This is a genomic window from Kineococcus gypseus (assembly GCF_050871305.1).
In the GTDB taxonomy this organism is placed as follows: domain Bacteria; phylum Actinomycetota; class Actinomycetes; order Actinomycetales; family Kineococcaceae; genus Kineococcus; species Kineococcus gypseus.
Map to the genome: position 1 here is coordinate 72,754 of NZ_JBJLRD010000009.1, position 24,407 is coordinate 97,160.

A 24,407-nucleotide genomic window follows, 5' to 3' on the forward strand; every position below is an offset into this window, starting at 1 on the left:
TGATCTCCACCAGGGCCGGCTGGGACGTGTGGCCCGGCCCCTGCGGCGACCGCGGTTCGCGCGAGCACCTCACGGCCTCGCGGGAGCAGGCGCGGCGGGCGGGCGACGCGAGCGCCCGACCCGTCGCGCGCGGGCCGGGGTGCGGACCGGCGCCCCGGCCCGCGCGGTCCGGTCCGGTCGGTCCCGCTCGGCCGGTCAGTCCAGCTCGGCCGTGCTGGGCAGCGTGCTCGCGCGCACCGGGACGAACGCGATCACCGCACCGGCGAAGGCGAGCAGCAGGTGCACCGTGCTCGTGGGCCAGTTGGCGTTGAGGACGTTGACGTCGGCGGTGGCCGAGTACGCGAACAGCGCGATCCCGGCGGCCACCAGCAGCAGCCCGTACCCGCGCGCCCGGCGCGCGCCGGTGCGGGCCAGCAGGCCCAGCGCCCCCAGCACCAGGTGCAGCACGTTCGCCAGCGGGTTCACGGCGAAACCGATCACCTGCTGCTCGTGGGTGCCGCCCGTGACGTCGCCGAAGCCGGTCACCAGGAACCCGCCCAGGCCCAGCAGGACCAGCAGGACGCCCACGATCAGCGACAGGTGCTGCCCCGCCGTGGTGCGCGGCCGCTGCACCCCCGCCTTGCCCGCCGTGTTCAGGCTCATGCACTCCAGGTGCCCCGGGCGGCACCGGCTGAAACCGCCGCGCCGCCCGGGCCCGCCGCGCCCGGAGCGAGCGCCGCGCGGCGCGGCAGCGTGAAGCGCACCGTCGTGCCCCCGCCGGGCGTGCCCTCGACGCGGATGGTGCCGCCGTGGCGGGCCACGATCCGCCGGCACGTGGCCAGCCCGATGCCGTGCCCCTCGCGCGCGGCGGGGTCCACCTGCACGTGCATCTCGAACACGCGCTCGCGGTGCTCGGCGGGGATGCCGATGCCGTTGTCCGCCACGGCGACCTCCCAGCCGCCGTCGCCGTCGGGGGCGGCGCCGACGCGCACCGCGCACGGGCGGCGCTCGTCGCGGTACTTCACGGCGTTGCCGACGAGGTTCTGCAGCAGCTGGCGCAGCAGCACCGGGTCCGCGTGCACCTCGGGCAGGTCCGCGGGCACCTCCACGACCGCGCCGGCCGCGCGCACGGCCGCGTCGAGGTCGTGCACGGCCAGGCGCGCCACCTCCGCCAGCTCGGTGCGCTCGGCGCGCACCGCGCCGCCGGTGCGCGAGGCGCGCAGCAGCGAGTCCATCAGGTCCGTCATGCGCTCCACGCCGCGCCGGGCGGTGCGCACCCACTCGCGGCCCTGCTCGCCCAGGGCCTCGCCGTGCACGTCCCCGATCAGCTCCAGGTAGCCGGAGACCACCGCCAGCGGCGAGCTGAGGTCGTGGCTGGCGACGCCGGCGAACTGCTCCAGCTCGGTGTTGGAGCGCTCCAGCTCCTCGCCGCGGTCGGCGAGCTCCTGGGTGCGCTGGGCCAGCTCCACGTGGGCGGCCACCAGGGCCTGCTCGCGGGCGCGCTCGGCGGTCACGTCGTGCATGACCGCGACCGCGCCCAGGACGGTGCCGTCCGCGGCGCGCACCACGCGCCCGGAGCACGCCAGGCGCCGCGGGCGGCGCCCGGCGACCGCGACGACGACCTCGAGGTCCTGCACGAAGCCCTCGCGCAGCGCGCGCTGCACCGGCACGCGGTGCGCGGGCAGCGCCGTGGCGCCGTCCGGGCCGAGCACGACGCAGGAGCCGTCGCGCCCGGCGGCGTCCAGGGCGCCGGGGTCGGCGTCGGCGTCCAGGCCGTGCCAGGCGCGGGCGGTGGCGTTGAGCAGCACCGGGCGCCCGTCGGGGTCGACGACGACGACGCCGGCGCCGGTGCCGTCGAGCACCGCCGCCGTGAAGCGCTCGCGCTCCTCGGCGGCCGCGGCCTGGGCGCGCACCCGCTCGCGCAGCGCGTCGCGCTCGGTGCGCACGCGCACCAGGGCCAGCCCGGCGAGGGCGGCCGCGCCGGAGGCCGCCGCGCCCAGCGCGAGCGGGACCACCCCGGCGCTCACCAGCCCACCGGCCCGTCCACCGCCACCGCCGCGCCCGGGTCCACCGCGGCGGCGAACTCCTCCGCCAGCGCGCCGAACGTCGCGCACGTGCGCTCCACCTCCTGCCGCAGGGCCTCCAGCCGCCCCGCCGCCGGTGGCCGGTCGGCGCGGGCGTCCTCCTCCAGCGCGGCGCACAGCCCGGCCAGGCGCTCGGCGCCGAGGTTGGCCGCCGAGCCCTTCAGGGCGTGCGCGCGCGTCTCCACCTCGCGCGCGTCCCCGCCGTCCAGCGCCCGGCCCAGCTCCTCCACCGCGCCCGGGGCGCGCTGGACGAACGAGGTGAGCAGCTGGGCGAACAGGGCGCGGTCGGCGTCGGTGTCCGCCCCGCCCAGGTCGGCGATGCGGGCGCGCACCGCCACCTCCAGCGGCACCTCCAGCGGCACCGCGAGCGCCGGCACCTCCACCGGCGCCTCGACCGGCGCCTCGACCGGCGCCTCGACCGGCGCCTCGACCGGCGCCTCGACCGGTGCGTGGGCCGGCGCGTCGGCGGGCGCGTGCGCCGGTGCGCCCGCCGCGCGGGTGCCGGCCAGGGCGGCCTGCAGCTCGCGGGCGCGCACGGGCTTGGTGAGGTGGTCGTCCATGCCCGCCGCCCGGCACGCCTCGCGGTCCTCGGACAGCACGCTGGCCGTCAGGGCCACGATGCGCGGCTGGTGCTCGGCGGGCACCTCCTCGCGGATCAGCCGGGTGGCGCGCACGCCGTCCAGCACCGGCATGTGCAGGTCCATGAGGACCACGTCGTAGCGCCGCGCGCGCACCGCCTCCAGCGCCTGCCGGCCGTCGGCGACGGTGTCGACGTCGTGGCCGAAGCGCGCCAGCAGCAGCTGCGCGACCTTCTGGTTGACCGGGTTGTCCTCGGCGAGCAGCACCCGCAGCGGGGCGCCGGCGCGCGCGGGGGCGTCCCCGCCCGCGATGCTCGCGGCGGCCGCACCGGTCGCGGGTGCACCGGTCGCGGGTGCGCCGGTGCGCGGGGTGCGCGCCGGGCCGGTGAGCAGCTCGCGCAGCGCCCGCTCCAGCTCGGCGGCGCGCACCGGCTTGCTCAGCACGGCGTCGACGGCGCCGGCCGCCGCGCCCGAGGGGTGGCGCTGCCCGCTGGTCAGCAGCAGCAGCGGCAGCTCCCGCCCGGCCGGCAGCGCGCGCAGCGCGGTGGCCAGCTGCTCGCCGTCGGTGCCGGGCATGTGCATGTCCACCAGCGCGCCGTCGAAGGTGCGGCCCGCGGCCACCAGCGCCAGCGCCTCCCCGGCCCCGGCCACGCCGGTGCAGGTGGCGCCCCAGCCGCGCAGCTGCAGCTCCAGCACGCGGCGGTTGGTGGCGTTGTCGTCCACCACGAGCAGCTCGCGCCCGGCCAGCTCGGCGCGCGGGTGCGCCGGCGCGGCCGGCGCGGTGGCCGCCTCGGCCAGCGGCACGCGCAGCGCGAAGGTCGAGCCGACGCCGGGGGTGCTGTCCACGCCCAGCGCACCGCCCATCGCCCCGGCCAGCCCCGCGCAGATCGCCAGGCCCAGGCCCACCCCGCCGCGCGGGTCGTACGGGTCGCGCGGGGCGAAGGAGCGGAACAACCGCGCCACCTCGGCGGCGGGGATGCCCGTGCCCGTGTCGCGCACCGAGAAGCGCAGCACCGGCGGCGCACCCGCGCCGGCGGGAGCGACGGCGGGGGTCACGGCGGGGGTCACGGCGGGAGCCGCGTCGAGGGCCACGTCGAGGGCCACCTCGCCGCGCCAGGTGTGCGCCACGGCGTTGCGCAGCAGGTGCACCAGGACCTGCTGCAGCCGGGCCGCGTCACCGCGCACCACCGCCGGCACCGCGGCGGCGACGTCCACGAGCAGCTCCAGGCCCTTGCCGGCGGCGTCCTGGCGCACCGCGCCGGCGGCGGCCTCGACGCAGGCGCGCACCTCGAACGGCTCGTCGGCCAGGCGCAGGCTGCCGGACTGCAGCTGCGAGAAGTCCAGCACCTCGTCGATGACGAGCAGCAGCGCGTCGCCGCTGTCGCGCACCGTCTCGGCCAGCTCGCGCTGCTGCTCGCTCAGCGGGCTCTGCAGCAGCAGGTCGGTCATCCCGACCACGGCGTTCATCGGGGTGCGCACCTCGTGGCTCATCGTCGCCAGGAACGCCGACTTGGCCCGGTCCGCCTCGACGGCCTTGTCGCGCGCGGAGACCAGCGCCTCCAGCGCGGTGTTCACCGCCTCGCCGACGGCGACGATCTCCGCGGGACCGCCCAGCGCGGCGGTGCGGTCGACCCGCCCGGCGGCCAGCTGCTCGGCGGCGGCGGCCACCCGCTGCACGGGGCGCACCAGGCGGCGCACCACCCAGGTGGTGCCCAGCGCCAGCAGCAGCACCGAACCGGCGGTGCCGAGCACGATGACGGCGCGGGTGCGGGCGGCGTCGGCGGCCGCGACGCCCTGCTGGGCGGCCAGCAGCTCGCGCTCGGAGGCCTCCAGCTCGTCCAGGGCGGCGGTGGTGCGGCGCATGGCCCTGCGCCCGGCGTCGGTCGCGATGACCTCGCGGGCGGCCTCGAAGCCGGCGGTGCGGCGCAGCTCGATGGTCGCGGCCATCTCGGACAGCTTGGCCTCGACCGCCTCGCGCACCCGGGCGTTGGCCTCGGCGCCGGCGGCGGTGCCGCCGGTGCGCGCGGCCAGCTCGCGCACGGCCGGGTCGATGTCGTCGACGGCGGCCTCGTACGGCTCCAGGTAGTACTCGCGCCCGGTGATGACGTAGCCGCGCTGGCCGCGCTCGGCGTCGCGCAGCAGCACGCGCAGCTCGGCGATGCCGTCGAGGTCGGCGTGGGTGCGCTCGACCCGCGCGCCCTGGGCGACCAGGGCGTGGATGCGCGCGTAGGCGCTGCCGCCCACGAGCAGCAGCGCCGCCAGCGCCAGGACCAGGCCCGCGGTGAGGACCCGGGCCACCGACCAGGGGGGCCGGGGCGCCGCCCGCCGGGCGCTCACCAGCCGGTGCTGGTGCCGGCGGGGACCAGGGCCTGCTCGATCGCCGAGCACAGCGCGCTCAGCACGACCGGCTTCGTCAGGTACACCGCCCCCAGCGCGCGCCCGGCCTCGATGTCGGCCGGCTGCACGCGCCCGCTGAGGAAGACCACCGGCAGGCCCGCGAAGCGCTCGTCGGCGCGCAGCTCGCGCACCATCTCCAGGCCCGTGGTGCCCGGCAGGGTCACGTCGCTGACCAGCACGTCCGGCGCGCCGCGCTCGTCCAGCACCGCGCGCGCCTCCGCGGCGGAACCGGCGCCCAGCACCCGGTGCCCGGCGGCGCGCAGCCGCAGGTCGAGCAGCGTGCGGATGTCCGCGTCGTCCTCGACGACCAGCACCTTGGCCATGTCGGGTCCCTCCGGGGTTCGTCTCGTGCGGTTCTCGTGCGGGTCCACAGCGACGCCGTCCCCGCCCCGGGGGGCATCGGCACCGGCGGGCCCGGGGTTGAACGCCCAGCGACGACGCGTGGACCGGGACGGTGCCGCCGGCCGGGCGCGTGCTCACCGACGGTGACCACCGTGCTCAAGACCGCCGCGTCCGGCTCCGAAGACCACCACGGCGCGGTTCGGCAGCGAGCCGCCTCCGCGCCGGTCCCACGACCGAGCGAGAGGACGACCGACGTGCACCACCCCGGCGTCGCTCCCCGTGCCCCGCGCGCCGCCCCGCACCGTGCCCCGCACCGTGCCCCGCGCGCCGCGCTGCGCACCGCGCTGGCCTCGGCCGGCTGGGCCGCCGCCTCCGGCGCCGGGCTGCTGCTGAGCCGGCACACCGTCCCCGACGGCGGTGCCCTCGCGCTCGTCTCGGCCGGCTCCGGGCTGGCGGCCGTGTGGTTCGCCGCCCCGCGCCGCCCCCTCGCCCGCGCCCTGGACGCGGCGCTGCTGGCGGCCGTCAGCGTCCTCGTGCACCTGCACACCGGCGCCACCGGCCTCGTGGCCGCCTCCGCCAGCGCCGCGGTCGTGGTGCAGACGCTCCTCTTCACCGCCCTGCTGCGCCGCTGGTGCCCCGGCGCCGGCCCGGCCCGGCCGCTGCTGGGGGTGCGCGCGCTGGTGCGGCTGCTGGCCGCCGTGGGCGTGGCCGTGCTCGCCGGCGCGCTGATCGGGCCCACCGCCGCCTGGTGGGACGCCGGGCGCGCGACGTGGCTGGACCTGCCGGTGTGGGTGGCGCGCAACGGCCTGAGCGTGCTGCTGCTCTCGTGCGCGGGCCTGCGCCTGGCCGCCGGCAGCGGGCGCTGCGCGCCGCGCGCCGCGCGCCCGGCCGGTGCCGAGCGCCCCCGCTGGGCCGAGGGCACCGCGGTCTTCGCGCTGACCGCCGCCGCGTACGCGGCGCAGTTCGCGCCCGTGGGCGGCCTCTCGCTGGTCTTCCTGCTGCCCGTGCTGACCGTGTGGGCGGCGCTGCGCTGCTGCAGCCGCACCGTCGTGTGGCACTGCCTGCTCACCGGCACCGCCGCCGTCGTGCCCACCCTGCTCGGCCACGGCCCGTTCGCCGGCGTGGCCGACCCGGCGCTGCGCGCCCTGGTGGTGCAGGCCTTCGCGTGCGTGACGGCCGTCATCGGCCTCGTGCTCGCCCTGGGCCGCGACGAGCGCGACGCGCTGCTGGCCGACGTGCGCGCCCGCGCGGAGGAGTCGCGCCGGCAGGCCGAGAGCGCCGAGCTGCTCAGCGGGGCGCTGCGCTCCCTCAACGCCGCCGAGGACGCCCGCGAGGTGCTGTGCGAGGTGACCGCCCGCACCACCGGCGCCGACGCGGTGCACCTGGTCGAGCCCGACGGGCGCGGCGCGCTGGTCACCCGCGCCGTGTGGGGCGAGGGCGCCACCGCCCTCTCCGTGCCCGCGGGCGAGGGGGGCGCGCTCACCGAGGCGTTCCGCAGCGGCGAGCCGCGCTTCGAGGTCGGCCCGCCCGCCCTCCCCGGCGCCGCCTCGGCGGCCCACCAGCCGATCACCACCGCGGGCGGGCGCACCGCCGGGCTGCTCGTCATGTGCTGGCGCGAGCCCCTGGCGGAGCTGCCGGCCCCCGCGCGGGCGCTGGTGTCCGTGCTGGCGCTGGAGGCCGCGCACGGCATCGAGCGCGCCGACCTGCTCACCCAGCTGGCGCTGGCCGCCGAGCGCGACCCGCTGACGGGGCTGGCCAACCGGCGCCGCTGGGACGAGACGACCGCGCAGGAGATCGCCCGCGCCGTGCGCTCGGGGCTGCCGCTGTCCTTCTGCCTGGTCGACCTGGACCACTTCAAGCGCTACAACGACACGCAGGGCCACCTGGCCGGCGACGCGCTGCTGCAGGAGTTCGCCACCGCCGCCTCCGGGTGCCTGCGCGAGGTGGACACCCTGGCGCGCTGGGGCGGGGAGGAGTTCGTCCTGGCGCTGCCCGGGTGCAGCGCCGCCGGGGCGCGCGCCGTGGCCGACCGCATCCGCGCCGTCGTCCCGCGCGGGCAGACGTGCACGATCGGCGTCGCGCAGTGGCAGCCCGGCCTCAGCGCCGCCGAGGTGATCGCCCTGGCCGACCTGGCGCTGTACGAGGGCAAGGCCGCCGGGCGCGACACCACCGTCGTCAGCGACGTCGCCCTGCCCGGCGCCGTCGCGCGCTAGCCGCCCCCGCCCTCCCCGCCCCTCCCGCCCCCTCCCGGGGGCGCGCCGCGCCGGTGCTAGGTTCGCGACCGACACGGGGTGCCCCGCGAGGGGCTGAGATCACACCCGTCGAACCTGACGCAGGTAGTGCTGACGAAGGGATGTCACGGCGTGGGAGCCGTCAGTACCCCCGCGCGCCCGAGCGCGCAGCAGGTCGCGGACGTCCGCGACGCCGTCGCCCGCGAGCACCCGCTGGTGCAGTGCCTGACGAACTCGGTGGTCACCACGATCACCGCGAACGTGCTGCTGGCCGCCGGTGCCGCGCCCGCGATGGTCGACAACCCCCGCGAGGCCGCGCAGTTCGCGCGCCTGGCCTCCGCGGTGCTGGTCAACGTCGGCACCCTGGACGACGAGCGGGCCCGCGCCATGGCGCTGGCGGCCGAGGCGGCGCGCGGGGCCGGCACCCCGTGGGTGCTGGACCCCGTGGCCGTCGGCGGGCTGGCCTTCCGCACCTCGGTGGCCCGCGAGCTGCTGCAGCACCGCCCGGACGTGGTGCGCGCCAACGCCTCCGAGGTGCTGGGCCTGGAGGGCTCCGGCACCGGCGGGCGCGGGGTGGACTCCACCGCCGGCGCCGAGGACGCCCTGGCCGCCGCGCACCGCCTCGCCGAGCGCACCGGCGGCGTCGTGGCCGTCTCCGGCGAGGTGGACGTCCTCGTGCACGGCGGGCGCGAGGTGCGCGTGCGCGGCGGCTCCCCGCTGCTGACGCGCACCACCGGCGCCGGCTGCGCGCTGGGCGCGCTGGTCGCCGCGTGCACCGCCGCGGCCGGCGACCCGCTGCTGGGGGCGGTGACCGCGCACGCCCACGTGGCGCTGGCCGCCGAGCGCGCCGCCGCCCGCGCCGGCGGGCCCGGCTCCTTCGCCGTCGCGTGGGTCGACGAGCTCGACGCCGTGGACGCCGCCGCGCTGCGCGCCGACGTCGAGCGCGGCGGGCGGCTCGCGTGAGCGCGCGCGTGCCGTCCACGCGCGTCCCGTCGCTGTACCTGGTCACCGACAGCGCGCTGTGCGGGCCGCGCGGGGTGCCCGCCGTGGTGCGCGCCGCCGTCGCCGGCGGGGTGGACGCGGTGCAGGTGCGCGAGAAGGGCGCGAGCGACCGCGACCTGCTGGCCCTGGTGCGCGCGGTGCAGGAGGTGCTGGAGGGCACCGGCGTGCCGCTGCTGGTGGACGACGCCGTGGACGTCGCGCTGGTCGCCGGCGCCGACGGCGTGCACCTGGGCCAGTCCGACCTGCCCGCCGAGGACGTGCGCCGCCTGCTCGGCCCGCAGATGCTGCTGGGCCTGTCCGTCTCCACCGTCGAGCAGGCGCGCGCGGTGCCCCCCGGCGTCGTGGACCACCTCGGCGTCGGGCCCGTGCACGCCACGCCCACCAAGACCGACGCGGCCGCCCCCCTGGGCGCCGGGGGCGTGCGCGCCGTCGTCGAGGCCGCCGCCGGCACCCCGTGCGTGGCCATCGGCGGGATCGGCGCCGCGAACCTGCACGAGCTGCGCGGCACCGGCGTGGCCGGGGTCTGCGTCGTCTCCGCGGTGTGCGCGGCGCCCGACCCGCGCGCGGCCGCCTCAGCCCTGCGCGCCGCGTGGGCCGCGCCGTCCGGTGCGGGGGTGGCCCGGTGAGCGCGCGCGTCGCCTTGAGCGTGGCCGGCAGCGACCCCAGCGGGGGAGCGGGCGTGCAGGCGGACCTGAAGACGTTCGGCGCGCTCGGCGCCTACGGCACCGCCGTGCTCACCGCGCTGACCGCGCAGAGCACCCGCGGCGTCGCCGCCGTGCACGTGGTGCCCGCCGCGTTCGTGCGCGAGCAGCTGGAGGTGCTGCTCGACGACGTGACCGTCCACGCCACCAAGACCGGGATGCTCGCCGACGCGGCGATCACCCGGGCGGTGGCCGCCGTGCTGCGCGAGCGCCGCCCCGGCCCGCTCGTGGTGGACCCCGTCATGGTCGCCACCAGCGGCGACCGGCTGCTGGACGCCTCCGCGGTCGCGGCCGTGCGCGACGAGCTCGTGCCGCTGGCGGACCTGGTCACCCCCAACGTGCCCGAGGCGGCGGTGCTGCTGGGCGCCGAGCCGGCCCGCGACGAGGAGGAGGTCGCCGCCCAGGCCGAGGAGCTGATGCGGCGCACCGGCACCGCGGTGCTGCTCAAGGGCGGGCACCTGCACGGCGAGGAGAGCGTCGACGTGCTCGCCGAGCCCGGCGGCACCCACCGCGTCGCGCGCCCCCGGCTGCGCACCCGCAGCACCCACGGCACCGGCTGCACCCTCTCCTCGGCGATCACCGCCGTCGCTGCGCGCGGCGAGGGCGTCCCGGCGAGCTGGCTGCCGCTCGTGCAGGAGGCGCGCGACCACCTGCAGGGCGCGCTCGCCGCGGCCGACGCCCTGCGCGTCGGCTCCGGCAACGGCCCCCTGGACCACTTCTTCGCCCACCACCGGGAGCAGCGCCCGTGAGCTTCACCGACGAGGCGTGGGCGCGCACCGCGCACCTGCGCGCCGCGATCGACGGCTGCCGCTTCCTGCGCGAGCTGGGCGCCGGCACCCTGGACCCGGCGGTCTTCCGCCACTACCTGGAGCAGGACGCGCTGTACCTGGCCGGGTACGGGCGGGCGCTGGCGCTGCTGGCCGCGCGCGCCCCCGACGTGGCGGCGGCCGCGTTCTGGGCCTCCTCCGCGCAGGGCGCTGCCGTCGTCGAGACCGCCCTGCACGCGGACCTGCTCGGCTCCGGGGCGCTGCCGCCGTCCGAGGCGGCGGGCGGGGGAGCGGTGCTCGCCTCGCCCACCACGCAGGGCTACGTCTCCTACCTGGTGGCCACCGCGGCCACCGCCCCGTACGCGGTGGCCGTCGCGGCGGTGCTGCCCTGCTTCTGGGTCTACGCCGACGTCGCGCGCCGCCTGGCCGGCTCGGCGGCGGCCGTCCTCGACGCCGGCGCCGAGCACCCCTACGCGCGCTGGATCGCCGCCTACGACGCCGAGGGCTTCCACGCCTCGGTGGCCACCGCCCGCCGCCTGGCCGACGAGGCCGCCGCCGCCGCGGGCGACCCCGCGCCGCTGCACGAGGCGTTCGCCACCGCCACCCGCTACGAGTTCCTCTTCTGGGAGACGGCCCTGGACCGCGAGGGCTGGTCGCTGCCGCTGACGGCGCCCGTCCCGGCCTGACCCGCCCGGCCGGTGGCGGGGCGCGGCGCGAGCGCGTCGGCCAGGCGGGCCACCCGCGGGTCGTCGCCGCCGGCCAGGCACAGGTCGAACGAGGGGGCGGCACGCAGCGCGACGGGCACGCACCGCGGCGAGCGCGGCGGCGGGGGAGCGATGAGCAGGGCGATCCCGGCGCCCGCCTCGACGAGGGAGACCGCGGTGGGCAGGTCCCACGCCTCGTGCACGTCGCCGGCCCGTCCGTCCGCCGCCCCGAGCCAGAGGTCGATGCCGCGCCGCAGCCCCGGTGCCTGCGCGCGCGGGTGCAGGACGAGCGGTTCACCGGCCAGGTCCGCGCGGGTCAGGGCGGGACCGCCCGCCAGCCGGTGGGCGACGGGGACGAGCGCGACCAGCGGGTTGCGCGCCAGCAGGCGCAGCGCCAGGCCCGTCAGGCGCTGCCCGCTGGACGCCGGCCTGAGCAGTCCCGCGTGCAGCTCGCCGGTGAGCAGCGCGGGCACCTGCTGCCCGGTGGTCAGGGCGCGCAGCTCCACGCCGACCCGCGCGCCGGCCGCCGCGGCCAGCAGGCGTGCCGTCCAGCCGCGCGCGGCGGAGGGCACGTACCCCACGCGCAGCGGCGGGGGGTCGTCGTGGTGCTCGCGCAGGCGCCGGGCGGCGCGGTCCACGGCATCCACCGCGGCGCGGTAGTGCTCGACGACCAGGGCGCCCGCCGGCGTGGGGCGCGGCGGGCGGGCGGAGCGGTCGACCAGCTCGCAGCCCGCCTCGGCCTCGATGCGGGCGACGCGGCGGCTGACCGAGGGCTGCGAGATGCCCAGGTCCGCGGCGGCGGCGCCGAAACCTCCGCCGTCCAGGACGGCGAGCAGGGCCCGCAGCGCGTCGACGTCCACCGGACCTCCATGCGTGGTGCGTATGTGAGCGGTGAGTCTATGCATTGGACGGACCGCGCTCCCGTCCGCTGCGCTGTCCCGCGTCCGCACGCCGAGGACCACCACGAGCAGCAGGAGCGAGGACCACCGTGCCCACCCGTGCCTTCCCCCTGACCCCCGAGCCCGTCCACGTGCCCGACGAGGTGCTGGACGACCTGCGCCGGCGCCTGCGGGCGACGAGGTGGTCGCCGGGCGCCGCCGACGAGGACGGCCGCTACGGCGTGCGCCGCGGGCTGCTGCAGGAGCTGGTCACGCACTGGGCGGACGGCTTCGACTGGCGCGCCGCCGAGGAGAGGATCAACGCCTACGAGCACTACCGCGTCGACGTCGACGGCGTCCCGGTGCACTTCATGCGCAGGCCGGGCACCGGGCCCGACCCCGTGCCCCTGATCCTCAGCCACGGCTGGCCCTGGACGTTCTGGCACTGGTCCAGGGTCGTCGATGCCCTGGCCGACCCGGCCGCGTCCGGCGGCGACCCCGCGGAGTCCTTCGACGTCATCGTGCCCTCGCTGCCCGGGTCGGGCTTCTCCACGCCGCTCGGCCCGGGCCAGGTCGTCAGCTTCTCCAGGATCGCCGACCTCTGGCACGAGCTGATGACGGGCGTGCTGGGGCACCGCAGGTACGTGGCGGCCGGGTGCGACGTGGGGGCGCTGGTGACCGGGCAGCTCGGCCACGAGCACGCCGACGAGCTGATCGCCCTGCACATCGGCTCGGCGCAGAAGCTGACGCTGTTCAACGGCGACCGCGCCTGGGACCTCTCCGGCGGACGCCCGATCCCCGAGGGGCTCCCGCCGGCCGTGCACGAGAGGGTGCTCGAGTTCGACAGGCGCTTCGCGGTGCACCTGGCCGCCCACGTGCTGGCCCCCGCCACGCTCGCCCACGCCCTGGCGGACTCACCCGCGGGGATGCTCTCGTGGGTGCTGGAGCGCTGGGCGAACTGGTCGGACTGCCACGGCGACGTCGAGAGCGTCTTCCCCCGCGACGACCTGCTGACGCACGCCACGATCGTCTGGGCCGGCGGCGGGATCGGGACGTCGATGCGCACCTACGCCGACAACAACCGCTACCCGTGGACGCCCTCGCACGACCGGTGGCCCGTGGTCGAGGCGCCCACGGGCATCACGTTCGTCGGGCACGAGGACCCCCCCGGCGTGACCGGCGCCGAGGCGCGCGTCGAGGACTTCCTCCGCGGCGAGCGAGCCGCCTGGTACCACCACGTGAACGTCACCGCCCACGAGCGCGGCGGCCACTTCATCCCGTGGGAGCTGCCGCGGGAGTGGGTCGACGACCTGCGCCGCACCGTGCGCGGACGCCGCTGAACCCCGCCCGCCCCCCGACCCCACCCGGCCCCCCGCCCGGGCTCCGGCCTGATCCGCCGGTCCGGCAGGGGTCCGGCGGGGACCCGGCGGGTGCCGCGCCGCGGTCCGTGCCAGGCTCGGGGCGCACCGGCGACCACCCTGGCCGCCGGCCGGGGGAGGGGTGCGCGCGGTGTCCGAGCAGTCCAGCACGGGCGGGTCCGGCGGTTCGGTCGTGGTGGTCAACTGCGGCAGCTCCTCGGTGAAGCTGGCGCTCGTGGACCCGGTCACCGGTGAGCGGGCGCTCTCGTGCCTGGGCGAGCGCCTGGGCACCCCCGACGCGGTGGTGCACTTCACCACCGCCGCCGGCACCCGCACCATCACCCCGGCGGCCACCACCCACCGCGGGGCGCTGGCGCACGTGCTGCAGCGCCTGCTCGACATGGACCTGCCGCCGCTGCTGGGCGTGGGCCACCGCGTCGTGCAGGGCGGCTCGCGCTTCCGCTCCTCGGTGCGCGTGGACGAGCACGTGCTGCGCGACATCGCCGAGCTGTCGGCGCTGGCCCCGCTGCACAACCCCGCCAACGTCGCCGGCATCGAGGCCGCCCGCGCCGTGCTGCCCGAGCTGGAGCACGTCGCCGTCTTCGACACCGCCTTCCACCAGACGATGCCCGAGCACGCCTACCGCTACGCCGTGCCGGCGCGCTGGTACGAGGAGTTCGGCGTGCGCCGCTACGGCATGCACGGCACCAGCCACCGCTTCGTCAGCGCCCGCGCCGCCGAGGTCCTGCAGCGCGACGCCGGCGCCGACCCGCGCGCGCTGCGCCTGGTCGTGGCCCACCTGGGCAACGGCTGCAGCGCCACGGCCGTGCTCGGCGGGCGCTCGGTGGACACCACGATGGGCCTGACGCCGCTGGAGGGGCTGGTCATGGGCACCCGCTCCGGCGACCTGGACCCGGCCGTGGTCGAGCTGGTCGCCGAGCGCACCGGCGCGAGCGCCGCGGAGGTGGTGCGGCAGCTGAACTCCTCCTCGGGCCTGCTGGCGCTGTCGGGGCTGTCCAACGACGTGCGCACCCTGACCCGCGAGGCCGCCGGCGGGCACGCGGGCGCGCGGCTGGCGCTGGAGGTGTTCACCTACCGCGCCGCCAAGCACGTCGCCGCCCTGACCGTCGCCCTCGGCGGCCTGGACGCGCTCGTGCTCACCGGCGGCATCGGCGAGCACGCCGCGGGCGTGCGCTCGGCGCTGCTGGGACGCCTGGCGCACCTGGGCCTGGTGGAGGACCCCGACGCCAACGCCGCGCACGGGCGCGGGTCCACCCCCGCCGGGCGCATCACGCGCGAGCGCGCCGACGGCGGGCCGCTGGCGCTGGTGGTGCCCACCGACGAGGAGCTGCTCATCGCCCGCGACACCGTCGAGCTCGTCCGGCAGCGCTGACCACCGCACCGACACCCCGACCCGAGAGGAGCCCGCGGTGCCCCGCACCCTGCTCGTCGTCCCCACCGGCCACGGCGCCGGCCTGACCTCCACCTGCCTGGGCCTGGTGCGGGCGCTGGACGCGCGCGGCGTGGCGGTGGGCTTCCACAAGCCGCTGGCCCAGCCCGGCCGCGGCGCGGGCACCGACCGCTCGGTGGCGCTGGCGCGGCTGACCACGGGCCTGCCGGTGGCCGACCCCATCGCCGCGTCCACCGTGGTCGAGCGGCTCAGCCGCGGCGACATCGACGACCTCATGGAGGAGGTCGTCGCCGCCGCCGAGGGCGTGCTGGCCGCCCACGACGTCGTGGTCGTCGAGGGCCTGGCGCCCTCGGCCGAGCAGGTCTTCTCCGGCCGGGTCAACACCGCCCTGGCCACCGCCCTGGACGCCGACGTGCTGCTGGTGGGCTCGGCCGGCCCGGACGCCTCCGACCCCGGGGCGCCCGAGCGCATCGCCGAGGACATGGCGGTGACCGCCGGCACCTACCGGGCCGGGGAGGCGCTGCGGGTGGTCGGCGCCGTCGTCTCGCGCTGGCCGGTGCCCGCCGACCCCGCGGACGCCGTCACGCGCGTGGCGGCGCTGCGCGCGGCGCTGGAGGGCCACGGGGTGCCGCTGGTGGCGGCCGTGCCCTTCCGCACCGAGCTGACGTGGCCGCGGGTTGGGGACCTGGTGCGCGCCCTGGACGTCGACGTCGTCACCGCCGGCGAGCAGCAGCGGCGCGTGAAGGAGGTCGTCGTCGCCGCGCAGGCGGTGCCCGGGATGCTGCCCCTGCTGCGCGAGGGCCGGCTGATCCTCGTGCCCGGCGACCGCCACGACGTCGTCATGGCCGCCTGCCTGGCCGCCCTGAACGGCAACCGCCTCGCCGGGCTGCTGCTGACCGCCGGGGTGGGCATGGACGAGCGCGTCGCGGAGCTGACCCGCGCCGCGGCCGCCACGGGCCTGCCGATCCTGCGCACCGCGCGCAGCACGTACGCCACCGCCACCGCCGTGAACCGCCTGGACCCGGACGTGCCCGCCGACGACGCCGAGCGGGCCCTGGCGGTGACCACCACCGTCGCCGACGCGCTGGACCCGGCGTGGCTGGCGGGCCTGCCGGCCACCGCGCACACCCCGCGCCTGTCGCCGGCGGCGTTCCGGCGGCGGCTGACGACGCTGGCCGCCGAGCGGGTGCAGCGCATCGTGCTGCCCGAGGGCACCGAACCGCGCACCGTGCAGGCCGCGGCGCTGTGCGCGCGCCGGGGCATCGCGCGCCCGGTGCTGCTGGGCGCGCCGCAGGAGGTGGCCGCGGTGGCCGCGGGGCTGGGCCTGACCCTGCCCGAGGGCGTGGAGGTGCTCGACCCGGCCGGGCTGGTGGACCGCTACGTCGACGTGCTCGTGGAGGCCCGCAAGCACAAGGGGCTGCAGCCGGACGTGGCGCGCGACTCGCTGGCCGAGCCGATCCTGCTGGGCACCTGCATGCTGCAGGCCGGCGACGTCGACGGCCTGGTGGCGGGCGCGGTGCACACCACCGCCGCCACCGTGCGCCCGGCGCTGCAGGTCATCCGCACCAAGCCGGGCGCGAAGCTGGTCTCCAGCGTGTTCTTCATGTGCCTGCCCGACGACGTCGTCATCTACGGCGACTGCGCGGTCAACCCCGACCCGGACGCCGAGGAGCTGGCCGACATCGCGCTGCAGTCGGCGGCGTCGGCGCGCGCGTTCGGCATCGAGCCGCGCGTGGCGATGATCAGCTTCTCCACCGGCTCCTCCGGCTCCGGCTCGGCGGTGGACAAGGTCGCCGAGGCCACCCGCATCGCGCGCGAGCGCGAGCCCGACCTCGTCATCGACGGCCCGCTGCAGTACGACGCGGCGGCGGTGGCCTCGGTGGCGCGCGCCAAGGCGCCCGGCTCGCCGGTGGCCGGGCGCGCCACGGTGTTCGTCTTCCCGGACCTGAACACCGGCAACACCACGTACAAGGCGGTGCAGCGCAACGCCGGCGTGGTCTCGGTGGGGCCGATGCTGCAGGGGCTGGCCAAGCCGGTCAACGACCTCTCGCGCGGTGCGCTGGTCGACGACATCGTCTACACGATCGCGCTGACGGCCATCCAGGCCTCGCGCGGCTGAGCGCGCGGCCGGGCGTGGGACCGGGCGGGGGACCGGGTGGACGACCGGGGCGGGGGAGCGCCGCGGCGGGAATCGCCGGGGGGGTAGGCCTGTTAGGCTGTGTGCGACGGCCTGATGCCGTCCACTCAGCGGGCGAGCCGCCCGCGAGGTCGCTCGAGTCTCATCCCTCAGCTTCTGCGCGCAGCACCGTGCGCGCCCGCGCCTGGGGGCGGACCGCCTTAGCGGCCGCCGATCCACGTGGAGTCACCTCCCGCATGCCTGAGCACTACAGCTCCCCCCGCAACGACCACGCCCGCGACGACTACGCCCGCAACGACTACTCGCGCAACGACTACTCGCGCAACGACTACTCGCGCGGCGGGTACTCGCGCGACGACCGCTCGCGCGGCTCGTCCGAGGACCGCTTCCCCCGCCCTCGCCGCGGCGAGGGCGACGCCCCCCGCTCCGGCGGCTACCGCTCCGACGACCGCGGCTCGCGCGGCGCCTACGGCGGCCCCAGCGGCTACCGCGGCCGCCGCCCCAGCGGCCCGCCGCGCAGCCCGCGCTCCTTCGCGCCCAGCGCGACCGAGCAGGCCCTGACCGCCGCCGAGCAGGTCGAGGTCCCCGAGCTCACCTTCGCCGAGCTGGGCCTGCCGGCCGAGCTCGTCGCCGCCCTGGAGCGGCGCGGGATGTCCGCGCCGTTCGCCATCCAGTCGCGCACGCTGCCCGACGGCATCGCCGGGCGCGACATCCTGGGCCGGGCGCGCACCGGCTCCGGCAAGACGCTGGGCTTCGGCCTGCCGATGCTGGCCCGCCTGGCGTCCGGCCCGCGCACCCGCATCACCGGCGCCCCGCGCGGCCTGGTGCTCGTGCCCACCCGCGAGCTGGCGATGCAGGTCGCCGACGCGCTGCGCCCGCTGGGCGACGCGCTGGACCTGCGCCTGGCCGTCGTCGTCGGCGGGGTGCCCTACGGCCGTCAGATGGCCGCGCTCTCGCGCGGCATCGACGTCCTGATCGCCACCCCGGGCCGCCTGGTGGACCTCATCGAGCGCGACGCGGTCTCGCTGGGCGAGGTCAACGTCACCGTGCTCGACGAGGCCGACCACATGGCCGACCTCGGCTTCCTGCCGAGCGTGCGCTCCATCCTGGAGGGCACCAAGCCCGGCGGGCAGCGCATGTTCTTCTCGGCCACGCTGGACCGCGGCGTCGAGGCGCTCGTGCACGACTTCCTCACCGACCCGGCGTTCCACGCCGTGCCGGCGGACACCACGGACGTCTCCAACATGGAGCACCGCGTCTTCGCGGTGCGCCCGCACGACAAGCTGCCGATCCTCACCGAGATCAGCCGGCGGCCCGCGCGCAGCATCTTCTTCGTGCGCACCAAGCTGGGCGCGCAGCGCCTGGCCGACCAGCTGCGCGAGGCCGGCGCGCCCGCCGAGGCCATCCACGGCGACCTGCGCCAGGCCCAGCGCTCCAAGGCGATCGACGCGTTCGCTGCGGGCGAGACCCGGGTCCTGGTGGCCACCGACGTCGCCGCGCGCGGCATCCACGTCGACGACGTGGACCTCGTCGTGCACGTCGACCCGCCGAACGACCACAAGGACTACCTGCACCGCTCGGGGCGCACCGCGCGCGCCGGCGCCAAGGGCACGGTCCTGGCGATCGCGCTGCCCGACCAGGTCCGCCGCTACGGCTGGCTGCACCGGGACGCGGGCGTGGACGCGCAGGGCGTCGAGCGCGTCGTCGCCGGCGACGACACCGTGCGCGCGGTGGCCGAGTCGGGCGAGCCCGTCGTGGTCAAGCCGCGCACCCGGCCCGAGCGCGAGGGCCGCGGCCCGCGCCGCAGCGGCTTCCGCGGCGGCCCGCGCCGCGAGGGTGGACCGCGCCGCGAGGGCGGTCCGCGCCGCGAGGGCGGCTTCCGCGGCGGTCCCCGCCGCGAGGGCGCCGCGCACGACTGACGCGCTGCACCGCGCGGGTGACGGGCCCCGCCCCCTCCGGGGGGCGGGGCCCGTCCTCGTCCCCGGCGTCCACGCGGGACTGGCAGAATCGCGCAGTGGTCAAGAATGTGCGCAGCGTGACGAAGCGCCACGGGCCGGTCACGACGCGGACCGGGGCGGGCGTCGCGGACCAGCGCCCGCGGCCCGTCGTCGCCGCGGTCACCGCCGCGCTGGCGTGGGTGGTCCTGCTGTGCGCCGGGCAGGTCGCGCTCCTCGGCGACCGCCTCGTCGTGGTGCCCTGGCTGGCGCTGGGGCCGCTGGCCGTCTCCCTCGTGCTGGGGCGGGTGCCCACGGCCGTGGTGGCGCTGGGCAACGTGGCGGCCGTGGCCGCCCTGAGCACGTGGGTGGGCGACCTGGGCACCGGCACCGGTGAGCTGCGGGTGGCCGGCAGCGCCGCGCTGTCCGCCTTCGCCGTCGTCGGCGCGCACGTGCGCCTGCGCCGCGAGCAGCGCATCCGCTCCGTCACGGAGGTGGCCGCCGTCGCGCAGGCCGCCATCCAGCACCCCGTGCCCGCGCGCGTGGGCGACCTGGCGCTGGCCTCGCGCTACGTCTCGGCCAGCGCCGACGCCCTCGTCGGAGGGGACCTGTTCGACGCGGTGAGCACCTCCGAGGGGGTGCGCGTCATCGTCGGCGACGTGCGCGGCAAGGGCCTGCCGGCCGTGCACACCGCCGCCGCGGTCCTGTCCGCCTTCCGGCACGCCGCCCCGCAGCCGGGCACCGGCCTGGACGAGGTGGCCCGCCGCGTGGAGCAGGCCGTGGCCGCCCGCCTGGGCCCGGAGGACTTCGTCACCGCCGCGCTGTGCGCGCTGCACCCCGACGGGCGCCTGGACGTCGTGCTGTGCGGCCACCCGGCCCCGCTGCTGCTGGCGCCGGGCGCCGAGCCGGTGCCCGCCGGCCGCCGGCCCGGCCCGCCGCTGGGGCTGGGGGTGGACCCGCGCGTGGAGAGCACCGCCCTGCTGCCCGGGCAGCGCCTGCTGCTGTTCACCGACGGGCTGGTGGAGGCGCGCGACCGCGAGGGCCGCTTCTTCGACCTCGCCGCCGGTGCGCGCGCGCTGTCCCCGGCCGGCGCGCCGGGCGCGGACCCCTCCGGCGACCTCGACGCCGCCCTGGAGCAGCTGCTGGCCGACGTGCGCCGCCACGTCGGCGGCGTCCTCGACGACGACCTGGCGGTGCTGCTGCTGGAGCGGCTGCCCGCCACCGCGCGCGCGCTGCCGGTGGGCGCGCCGGGCGCCTGAGCCGGGCACCCCTGCCGGGCACCCCTGCCGGGCGCCGGACCCGGGTGGCGCGCCGGTGGGGCGCTGGTGAGGATGGGGCGCGCCGCGCGCACCGCGCGGCAGCCGGGTGCGCGCACGGCGCCCGCCCGGCCGGTCCAGCCCGAGGAGGCCCCGTGCCCACCCGCACCGCCCGCACCGCCTGGAACGGCGGCCTGAACGACGGCTCCGGCCAGGTCGAGCTGAGCAGCTCGAAGGTCGGCACCTACGACGTGTCCTTCCCCAAGCGCGCCGCCGACGAGGCGGGGGGCACCACCAGCCCCGAGGAGCTCATCGCCGCGGCCCACTCCTCCTGCTTCGCCATGCAGTTCTCCGCGCTGCTGGGTGAGGCCGGCGGCACCCCGGAGAGCATCGAGGTCGTCGCCGACGTCTCCCTCGGCCCGGACCCGGCCGGCGGCTTCCGCCTGACCGGCATCGCGCTGAAGGTCACCGGCGAGGTCGGCGGCATCGACGCGGACACCTTCGCCAAGACCGCGCAGGCGGCCAAGGAGACCTGCCCGGTCTCCAAGGCGCTGACCGGCGTGGAGATCACCCTCGACGCGCGCATGGACTGACGCACCACGAGGCACCGGCCCGCCGTCGGCGGCGGGCCGGTGCCAGCCCCGCACCGCCCCCGCCAGCGCGGACCGCGGGTGCTCAGCCGTGCGCCGTCGCGGGGCGGTCGCGCAGCACGCGGTGCAGGTGCGCGCGCTCCTGCGCGTGCCGCGCGGACTCGACGACGGCCAGCGCGACGACGAGGGCGGCCAGCACGGCCAGCACGGTCAGCGCGGGCAGGGCGCCGCCGAGCGGGCCCAGCACCGCGGCGAGCGCGGCCGCGAGCAGGCGGGCGCCGGCGAGCCGGCCGGTGCTGCGCCGCTCGAAGGCGACGTGCGCGAGCAGGTACAGCACCACCCCGCCGACCAGGGCGGCCAGGGCCCAGCCCTCCAGCGGCTCGCCCGGCGCGTGGTGCTCGGCCTCGCCGACCTGCTCGAGCACCTTCTTCAGCCCCAGGGCCATCAGCACGACGCCGGTCACCAGCGGCAGATGCAGGTAGCTGTAGGCGTCCTGGGCCAGGCGGGCGCGCCGGTGCGCCGGCGCCTCGAGCAGGGCGTGCTCGGCGCGCAGGGCCGCGACGTCGAAGTACGCCCACCACAGCCCGGCGGACAGCGCCAGGCCCAGGACCGCGGCGGTCACGATCGGCCAGGAGACCGGCAGCTGCGCGACGCCCACGCCGATCGCCACGATGGACTCCCCCAGGGCGACGATGACGATCAGCCCGTGCCGCTCGGCGAAGTGGTCCACGCGCACCCGCCAGCCGCGCGCCCCGCCGAGGTAGGTGCCCAGGTAGTCCACCGCCACCGCCGCGGCCCACAGCGCCGTGCGGGTGGCGCCGTCGGTGACCGCGGCCGCCAGCAGCAGCGCGCCGGCGCCGAGCATCGCGGGGGCGAAGCGCCGCAGCTGGGCGCGCAGCGCGGCGTCGCCCGCGGACAGCGCGAAGAACAGCAGCAGGTGCAGCGCCCGGAAGGCGACGTAGCACGCGGCGAGCACCACCGGGCCGGAGAGCCCGCCGGGGGCGTCGTCGAAGGCCTCCGGGATGGTCAGGGCCAGCACGAACATCGCGGCCATCGCGGCCAGCACCCCCAGGCGGACCACCCCCTCCTCGGTGCGCACCAGGTTGGCCAGCCAGGCGTAGCAGGTCCAGCTCCACCACAGCAGCGCGACGACCAGCACGCCGCGCAGCACGCCGCGCCCGCTCAGGTCCGCGGCCACGGCCGCGGTCACCTGGGTCAGCGCGAAGACGAAGACCAGGTCGAAGAACAGCTCCAGCGTGCTCACCGGGCCGCTGGCCCCGGCGGTGTCGCCGTGCCCGCTCACGCGCGTCCCCCCGCCGGTGTGGACCGGGACCGGTCCCGGGTGCGCGTCCCGCACCGCGCTGCGCGGTCGGGGCTCACCGCCGCCCCCTGACCCCTCCGGCCGTCACAGCAGGGCCGGTGGCGCCATGCGGTAGGTGAACAGGCCGAGCCCGGCGCCGGTGATGGCGATGAGGGCACCGGCCAGTCCCTCCTGCACGGCGGCCGCGTCCAGCCGTCCCAGGCGGACCGCCTCGAAACCGGCGTCGGCGCTGAGCCGGGCGACGACGGCCTCGGCCTCGTCGTCGCCGGCCCACAGGTTGCTCGGCGTCGCGCGGGCGCCGGCGACCAGCGGGAAGAGGGCGGCGAAGTTGGTGTTGAACACCTTCGCCGTCGGTCCACCCGTGATCGACTTCACGTACTCGGCGTTGGAGGCGGACGCGGCCGGGGGCCGGGCGCCGCCGTAGAGGTTCGTGGCGTCCAGGACCGTCTTGCCGCCGAGCCCGGTGACCGATGCCAGGGCCGCCTCGACGGCGTCGCCGGGCACCGCGAGCAGCACCGCCTCGGCGCCACCGGCGTCACCGCCCTCGCGCCCCAAGCGGTCCACGCGGTGCCCGGCGCGTTCCCACAGGTCGGCGAGCCCGCCGCCGACGTTGCCCCGGCCGATGACCGTGATGTCCATGCCCACCCCTCCGCGCGACGACAGCGGCACGAGGTCCCGGCCGCCCCGGGAGCGCTCCGGCGGGGACCCGTCCCCGGGGAGCGGGTCGAGCGGCCCTCGTGCCCGCGGCGACACTAGGAGGCTGCTGCGGCGGTCGTCCAAGACGAGGAGGGGGCCGGATCGACAGGAGGTGCCTATCGGTTCGGTGGGGGCGCCACTAGCATCCGCCCGTGGACGTCAGCCCGCGCCTGCTGCGCTACTTCGTGGCCGTGGCGGAGGAGCTGCACTTCGGGCGCGCGGCCGCGCGCCTGTACGTCTCGCAGCCGTCGCTGAGCCAGCAGATCCGCAAGCTCGAGCACGACCTGGGCACCGCGCTGTTCGTGCGTTCCAGCCGCCGGGTGCGCCTGACCGCCGCGGGCAGGGCGCTGGCGCTCGAGGCGCCCGTCGTCCTCGGCGCGCTGGCCAGGGCCGTGGAGCTGACCCGGCTGGCCGGTTCGGGCCCGACGACGAGCGTCCGCCTGGGGTACACGCCGGTCACCGGTCTCGAGACGCTCTCGACCCTCTTGAGCGCCCTGCAGGCCGACCACCCCACGCTCACGGTCGTCCCCCGGGAGGTGTTCAGCGGCGAGATCCCCGAGCGGCTCGGCGACGGGGACATCGACCTCGGGTTGGCGCTGTCGCCGCAGCTGCGCGACGGGCTGGACGGCGAGCTCCTGCGCGAGGAGCCGGTGTCGGCGCTGCTCGGCGCGCACCACCGCCTCGCCGCCGAGCCGGCGATCCCGCTGCAGCGGTTGAGCGGCGAGAAGCTGCTGCTCTTCCCGCGCCCGCTGGCGCCGGTGTACTACGACAGCATCGTCGCAGCGTGCCGTGCGGCCGGGTTCCTGCCCGACGTCCGCACCTTCGACGAGCCGCCCGTCAGCGCGATGCTCGCCCGCCTCCCCAGCGGCCACGAGGTGGGTCTGGCCCCGTCGGCCTTCGCCGAGGAGGCGGCACGGACGGGCACCGGCATCGTCCGGCGCGACGTCGTCGGACCCGCCATCACCGCGCGGCTGTCGCTGGTGTGGGACTCGAGCCACCCGTCGCCGGTCAGGGCGGGTGTCGTGGCCACCGCCCGCCGGTGCGCGCGGCGCAACGGCTGGCTCCGCCGCACGACCCCCTCACCGGCGCGCGGTTGACGGGGGCGCTGCCGCCGGGGGAGCGGTGCCCGGACCCGGTGCGGCGTTCAGCCCGGCGCCGCCGCCAGGCGCCGCTCGGCCACCAGCGCGTGCGGCCACAGCGCCACCCGCCGCGGCAGCAGCGGGCGCGCCCCCGTCAGCACCGCGCGCGTCGCGGCCACCGCCGCCCGCCGCGCCGGCGTGCGCGCCAGGCCGTAGGCGTCGGCCACCGTCGCCGGCAGCAGGTCGGCGGTCACCGCGCGCACCAGCGCCGAGGCCCCCGGCAGCGGGGGCAGGGTGCGCAGCGTCAGCAGGTCCGCGGCGACGCGGCGCGCGCCCGGGGTGACCACCAGCGCGGCCACCGCCTGCTCCCAGTACTCCTCGAAGGCCGCCGCCGAGGCCGGCAGCACCGCGTCGGGCACCGCGAAGAGGCGGGCGAAGGGCGCCGAGCCGCGCCAGTGCCGCTCGCGCTCGCCGGCGTCCAGCGCCCGGCCCAGGTAGCGCTCCACCACCCGGCGCGCGGTCCACACCAGCGTGGCGTGCACCCACAGCGCCAGGTGCGGGTCGTTGGCGCGGTACGGCGTGCCCGCCGGGGTGCCGGGGACGTCCTCGCGGGTGGTGCCGCGCACCCGGGCGTGCTGGGCGCCCACCGCGCGCGCGGCCGCCCGGGCCTGCTCGGTGTCGCCGAAGGTGACGGTCAGCGCCGCCTGCAGGGTGCCCAGCAGCCGGTGCGCCGGCCCGGCGGCGTAGTCGCTGTGCACCGCCACGCCCTGGGCCACCAGCGGGTGCGCCACCTGCAGCAGGATCGCCGCGGGCCCGCCGAGCACGACGGCGCGCTCGGCGGTCACCCGCTGGAACGTCCCGGGGCCCACGGGGCCGGGGTCGCCCGGCACGCCGGGACCCGGCGGCGGGGGGAACGCCGCGCTCAGCGGCACGCGCGGCAGCGCCCGCGCGCGGCCCCCGGG

Annotated in this window: 20 protein-coding genes and 1 riboswitch; of the genes, 12 read left to right on the forward strand and 8 right to left on the reverse strand. The window is 78.3% G+C overall.

The genetic code is table 11. The features are described from left to right. Window positions 1-195: 195 nt before the first annotated feature. The 4 genes from ACRYMN_RS05185 to ACRYMN_RS05200 are packed head-to-tail and all read right to left on the reverse strand — an operon-like array spanning window position 196 to window position 5,361. The gene (locus ACRYMN_RS05185) at window positions 196-642 is read right to left on the reverse strand and encodes a DUF4383 domain-containing protein (protein WP_432492671.1); all 447 of its coding nucleotides are present in this window, start codon (window positions 640-642) and stop codon (window positions 196-198) included. Next, on the reverse strand, window positions 639-2,006 hold the full coding sequence (locus ACRYMN_RS05190) for a sensor histidine kinase (RefSeq protein WP_432492673.1): 1,368 nt from the start codon (window positions 2,004-2,006) through the stop codon (window positions 639-641). Before ACRYMN_RS05190 ends, ACRYMN_RS05185 begins: the two co-directional genes overlap by 4 nt. Further along, on the reverse strand, window positions 2,003-4,978 hold the full coding sequence (locus tag ACRYMN_RS05195) for a response regulator (RefSeq protein WP_432492675.1): 2,976 nt from the start codon (window positions 4,976-4,978) through the stop codon (window positions 2,003-2,005). The genes ACRYMN_RS05190 and ACRYMN_RS05195 overlap by 4 nt, the downstream gene beginning before the upstream one ends. Beyond that, entirely contained in the window at window positions 4,975-5,361 is a 387-nt protein-coding gene (locus tag ACRYMN_RS05200; RefSeq protein ID WP_432492677.1) for a response regulator, read from the reverse strand. The genes ACRYMN_RS05195 and ACRYMN_RS05200 overlap by 4 nt, the downstream gene beginning before the upstream one ends. A gap of 273 nt (window positions 5,362-5,634) precedes the next feature. Here ACRYMN_RS05200 and ACRYMN_RS05205 point away from each other — a divergent pair, with 273 nt between their 5' ends. The 5 genes from ACRYMN_RS05205 to ACRYMN_RS05225 all read left to right on the forward strand — a co-directional run bounded on the left by ACRYMN_RS05205 (window position 5,635) and on the right by ACRYMN_RS05225 (window position 10,767). After that, window positions 5,635-7,593: a GGDEF domain-containing protein gene (locus ACRYMN_RS05205; protein ID WP_432492679.1), complete on the forward strand. Its 1,959-nt coding sequence runs from the start codon at window positions 5,635-5,637 to the stop codon at window positions 7,591-7,593. Window positions 7,594-7,657: 64 nt separating this feature from the next. After that, window positions 7,658-7,751, forward strand: a riboswitch (TPP riboswitch). Further along, window positions 7,744-8,574: a hydroxyethylthiazole kinase gene (thiM, locus tag ACRYMN_RS05210; protein ID WP_432492681.1), complete on the forward strand. Its 831-nt coding sequence runs from the start codon at window positions 7,744-7,746 to the stop codon at window positions 8,572-8,574. It overlaps the preceding riboswitch by 8 nt. Further along, complete coding sequence (gene thiE, locus ACRYMN_RS05215; protein ID WP_432492683.1) at window positions 8,571-9,239, forward strand: thiamine phosphate synthase; 669 nt, start codon at window positions 8,571-8,573, stop codon at window positions 9,237-9,239. The genes thiM and thiE overlap by 4 nt, the downstream gene beginning before the upstream one ends. After that, window positions 9,236-10,063: a bifunctional hydroxymethylpyrimidine kinase/phosphomethylpyrimidine kinase gene (thiD, locus tag ACRYMN_RS05220; RefSeq protein WP_432492685.1), complete on the forward strand. Its 828-nt coding sequence runs from the start codon at window positions 9,236-9,238 to the stop codon at window positions 10,061-10,063. The genes thiE and thiD overlap by 4 nt, the downstream gene beginning before the upstream one ends. Next, the gene (locus ACRYMN_RS05225; RefSeq protein ID WP_432492687.1) at window positions 10,060-10,767 is read left to right on the forward strand and encodes a thiaminase II/PqqC family protein; all 708 of its coding nucleotides are present in this window, start codon (window positions 10,060-10,062) and stop codon (window positions 10,765-10,767) included. Before thiD ends, ACRYMN_RS05225 begins: the two co-directional genes overlap by 4 nt. On the opposite strand, the gene ACRYMN_RS05230 is transcribed toward ACRYMN_RS05225, so the two are convergent. Beyond that, complete coding sequence (locus tag ACRYMN_RS05230) at window positions 10,689-11,645, reverse strand: LysR family transcriptional regulator (RefSeq protein WP_432492689.1); 957 nt, start codon at window positions 11,643-11,645, stop codon at window positions 10,689-10,691. The genes ACRYMN_RS05225 and ACRYMN_RS05230 overlap by 79 nt on opposite strands. A 128-nt stretch (window positions 11,646-11,773) precedes the next feature. Between ACRYMN_RS05230 and ACRYMN_RS05235 the strand changes: the two genes are divergently transcribed. From ACRYMN_RS05235 to ACRYMN_RS05260, 6 genes are all read left to right on the forward strand, one after another. Beyond that, entirely contained in the window at window positions 11,774-13,003 is a 1,230-nt protein-coding gene (locus ACRYMN_RS05235; RefSeq protein ID WP_432492691.1) for an epoxide hydrolase family protein, read from the forward strand. A 169-nt stretch (window positions 13,004-13,172) separates the two neighbouring features. After that, window positions 13,173-14,414, forward strand: coding sequence for an acetate/propionate family kinase (locus ACRYMN_RS05240; protein WP_432492693.1), 1,242 nt, complete (start codon window positions 13,173-13,175; stop codon window positions 14,412-14,414). A gap of 37 nt (window positions 14,415-14,451) precedes the next feature. Then, window positions 14,452-16,551 (forward strand): phosphate acetyltransferase, encoded by a 2,100-nt coding sequence (pta, locus tag ACRYMN_RS05245; protein WP_432492695.1) that lies wholly within the window; start codon window positions 14,452-14,454, stop codon window positions 16,549-16,551. Between the two features lie 254 nt (window positions 16,552-16,805). Next, complete coding sequence (locus ACRYMN_RS05250; RefSeq protein WP_432492697.1) at window positions 16,806-18,488, forward strand: DEAD/DEAH box helicase; 1,683 nt, start codon at window positions 16,806-16,808, stop codon at window positions 18,486-18,488. Window positions 18,489-18,583: 95 nt separating this feature from the next. After that, the gene (locus ACRYMN_RS05255) at window positions 18,584-19,762 is read left to right on the forward strand and encodes a PP2C family protein-serine/threonine phosphatase (protein ID WP_432492699.1); all 1,179 of its coding nucleotides are present in this window, start codon (window positions 18,584-18,586) and stop codon (window positions 19,760-19,762) included. 152 nt (window positions 19,763-19,914) lie between these two features. Further along, window positions 19,915-20,352 (forward strand): OsmC family protein, encoded by a 438-nt coding sequence (locus ACRYMN_RS05260; protein ID WP_432492701.1) that lies wholly within the window; start codon window positions 19,915-19,917, stop codon window positions 20,350-20,352. An 82-nt stretch (window positions 20,353-20,434) separates the two neighbouring features. Here ACRYMN_RS05260 and ACRYMN_RS05265 read toward each other — a convergent pair whose 3' ends face one another. Together ACRYMN_RS05265 and ACRYMN_RS05270 are read right to left on the reverse strand one after the other, a co-directional pair. After that, window positions 20,435-21,652 carry a low temperature requirement protein A gene (locus tag ACRYMN_RS05265; RefSeq protein ID WP_432492703.1) on the reverse strand — a complete coding sequence of 406 codons (1,218 nt, stop codon included), beginning with the start codon at window positions 21,650-21,652 and terminating at the stop codon, window positions 20,435-20,437. A gap of 102 nt (window positions 21,653-21,754) precedes the next feature. Beyond that, window positions 21,755-22,309: an NAD(P)-binding domain-containing protein gene (locus ACRYMN_RS05270; protein ID WP_432492705.1), complete on the reverse strand. Its 555-nt coding sequence runs from the start codon at window positions 22,307-22,309 to the stop codon at window positions 21,755-21,757. Window positions 22,310-22,518: 209 nt separating this feature from the next. Here ACRYMN_RS05270 and ACRYMN_RS05275 point away from each other — a divergent pair, with 209 nt between their 5' ends. Beyond that, a complete protein-coding gene (locus ACRYMN_RS05275; RefSeq protein ID WP_432492707.1) occupies window positions 22,519-23,463 on the forward strand; it encodes a LysR family transcriptional regulator in 945 nt (314 codons plus the stop codon). A gap of 47 nt (window positions 23,464-23,510) precedes the next feature. Here the strand turns inward: ACRYMN_RS05275 and ACRYMN_RS05280 are convergent, their stop codons facing one another. Continuing rightward, a complete protein-coding gene (locus ACRYMN_RS05280; RefSeq protein ID WP_432492709.1) occupies window positions 23,511-24,314 on the reverse strand; it encodes an oxygenase MpaB family protein in 804 nt (267 codons plus the stop codon). Window positions 24,315-24,407 lie beyond the last annotated feature (93 nt).

Excerpts from the sequence above, each read along its gene's own strand:
- ACRYMN_RS05185 (WP_432492671.1), bottom strand. The coding sequence starts at position 642 with ATGAGCCTGAACACGGCGGGCAAGGCGGGGGTGCAGCGGCCGCGCACC.
- ACRYMN_RS05200 (WP_432492677.1), bottom strand. The coding sequence starts at position 5,361 with ATGGCCAAGGTGCTGGTCGTCGAGGACGACGCGGACATCCGCACGCTG.
- ACRYMN_RS05250 (WP_432492697.1), top strand. The coding sequence starts at position 16,806 with ATGCCTGAGCACTACAGCTCCCCCCGCAACGACCACGCCCGCGACGAC.
- ACRYMN_RS05270 (WP_432492705.1), bottom strand. The coding sequence starts at position 22,309 with ATGGACATCACGGTCATCGGCCGGGGCAACGTCGGCGGCGGGCTCGCC.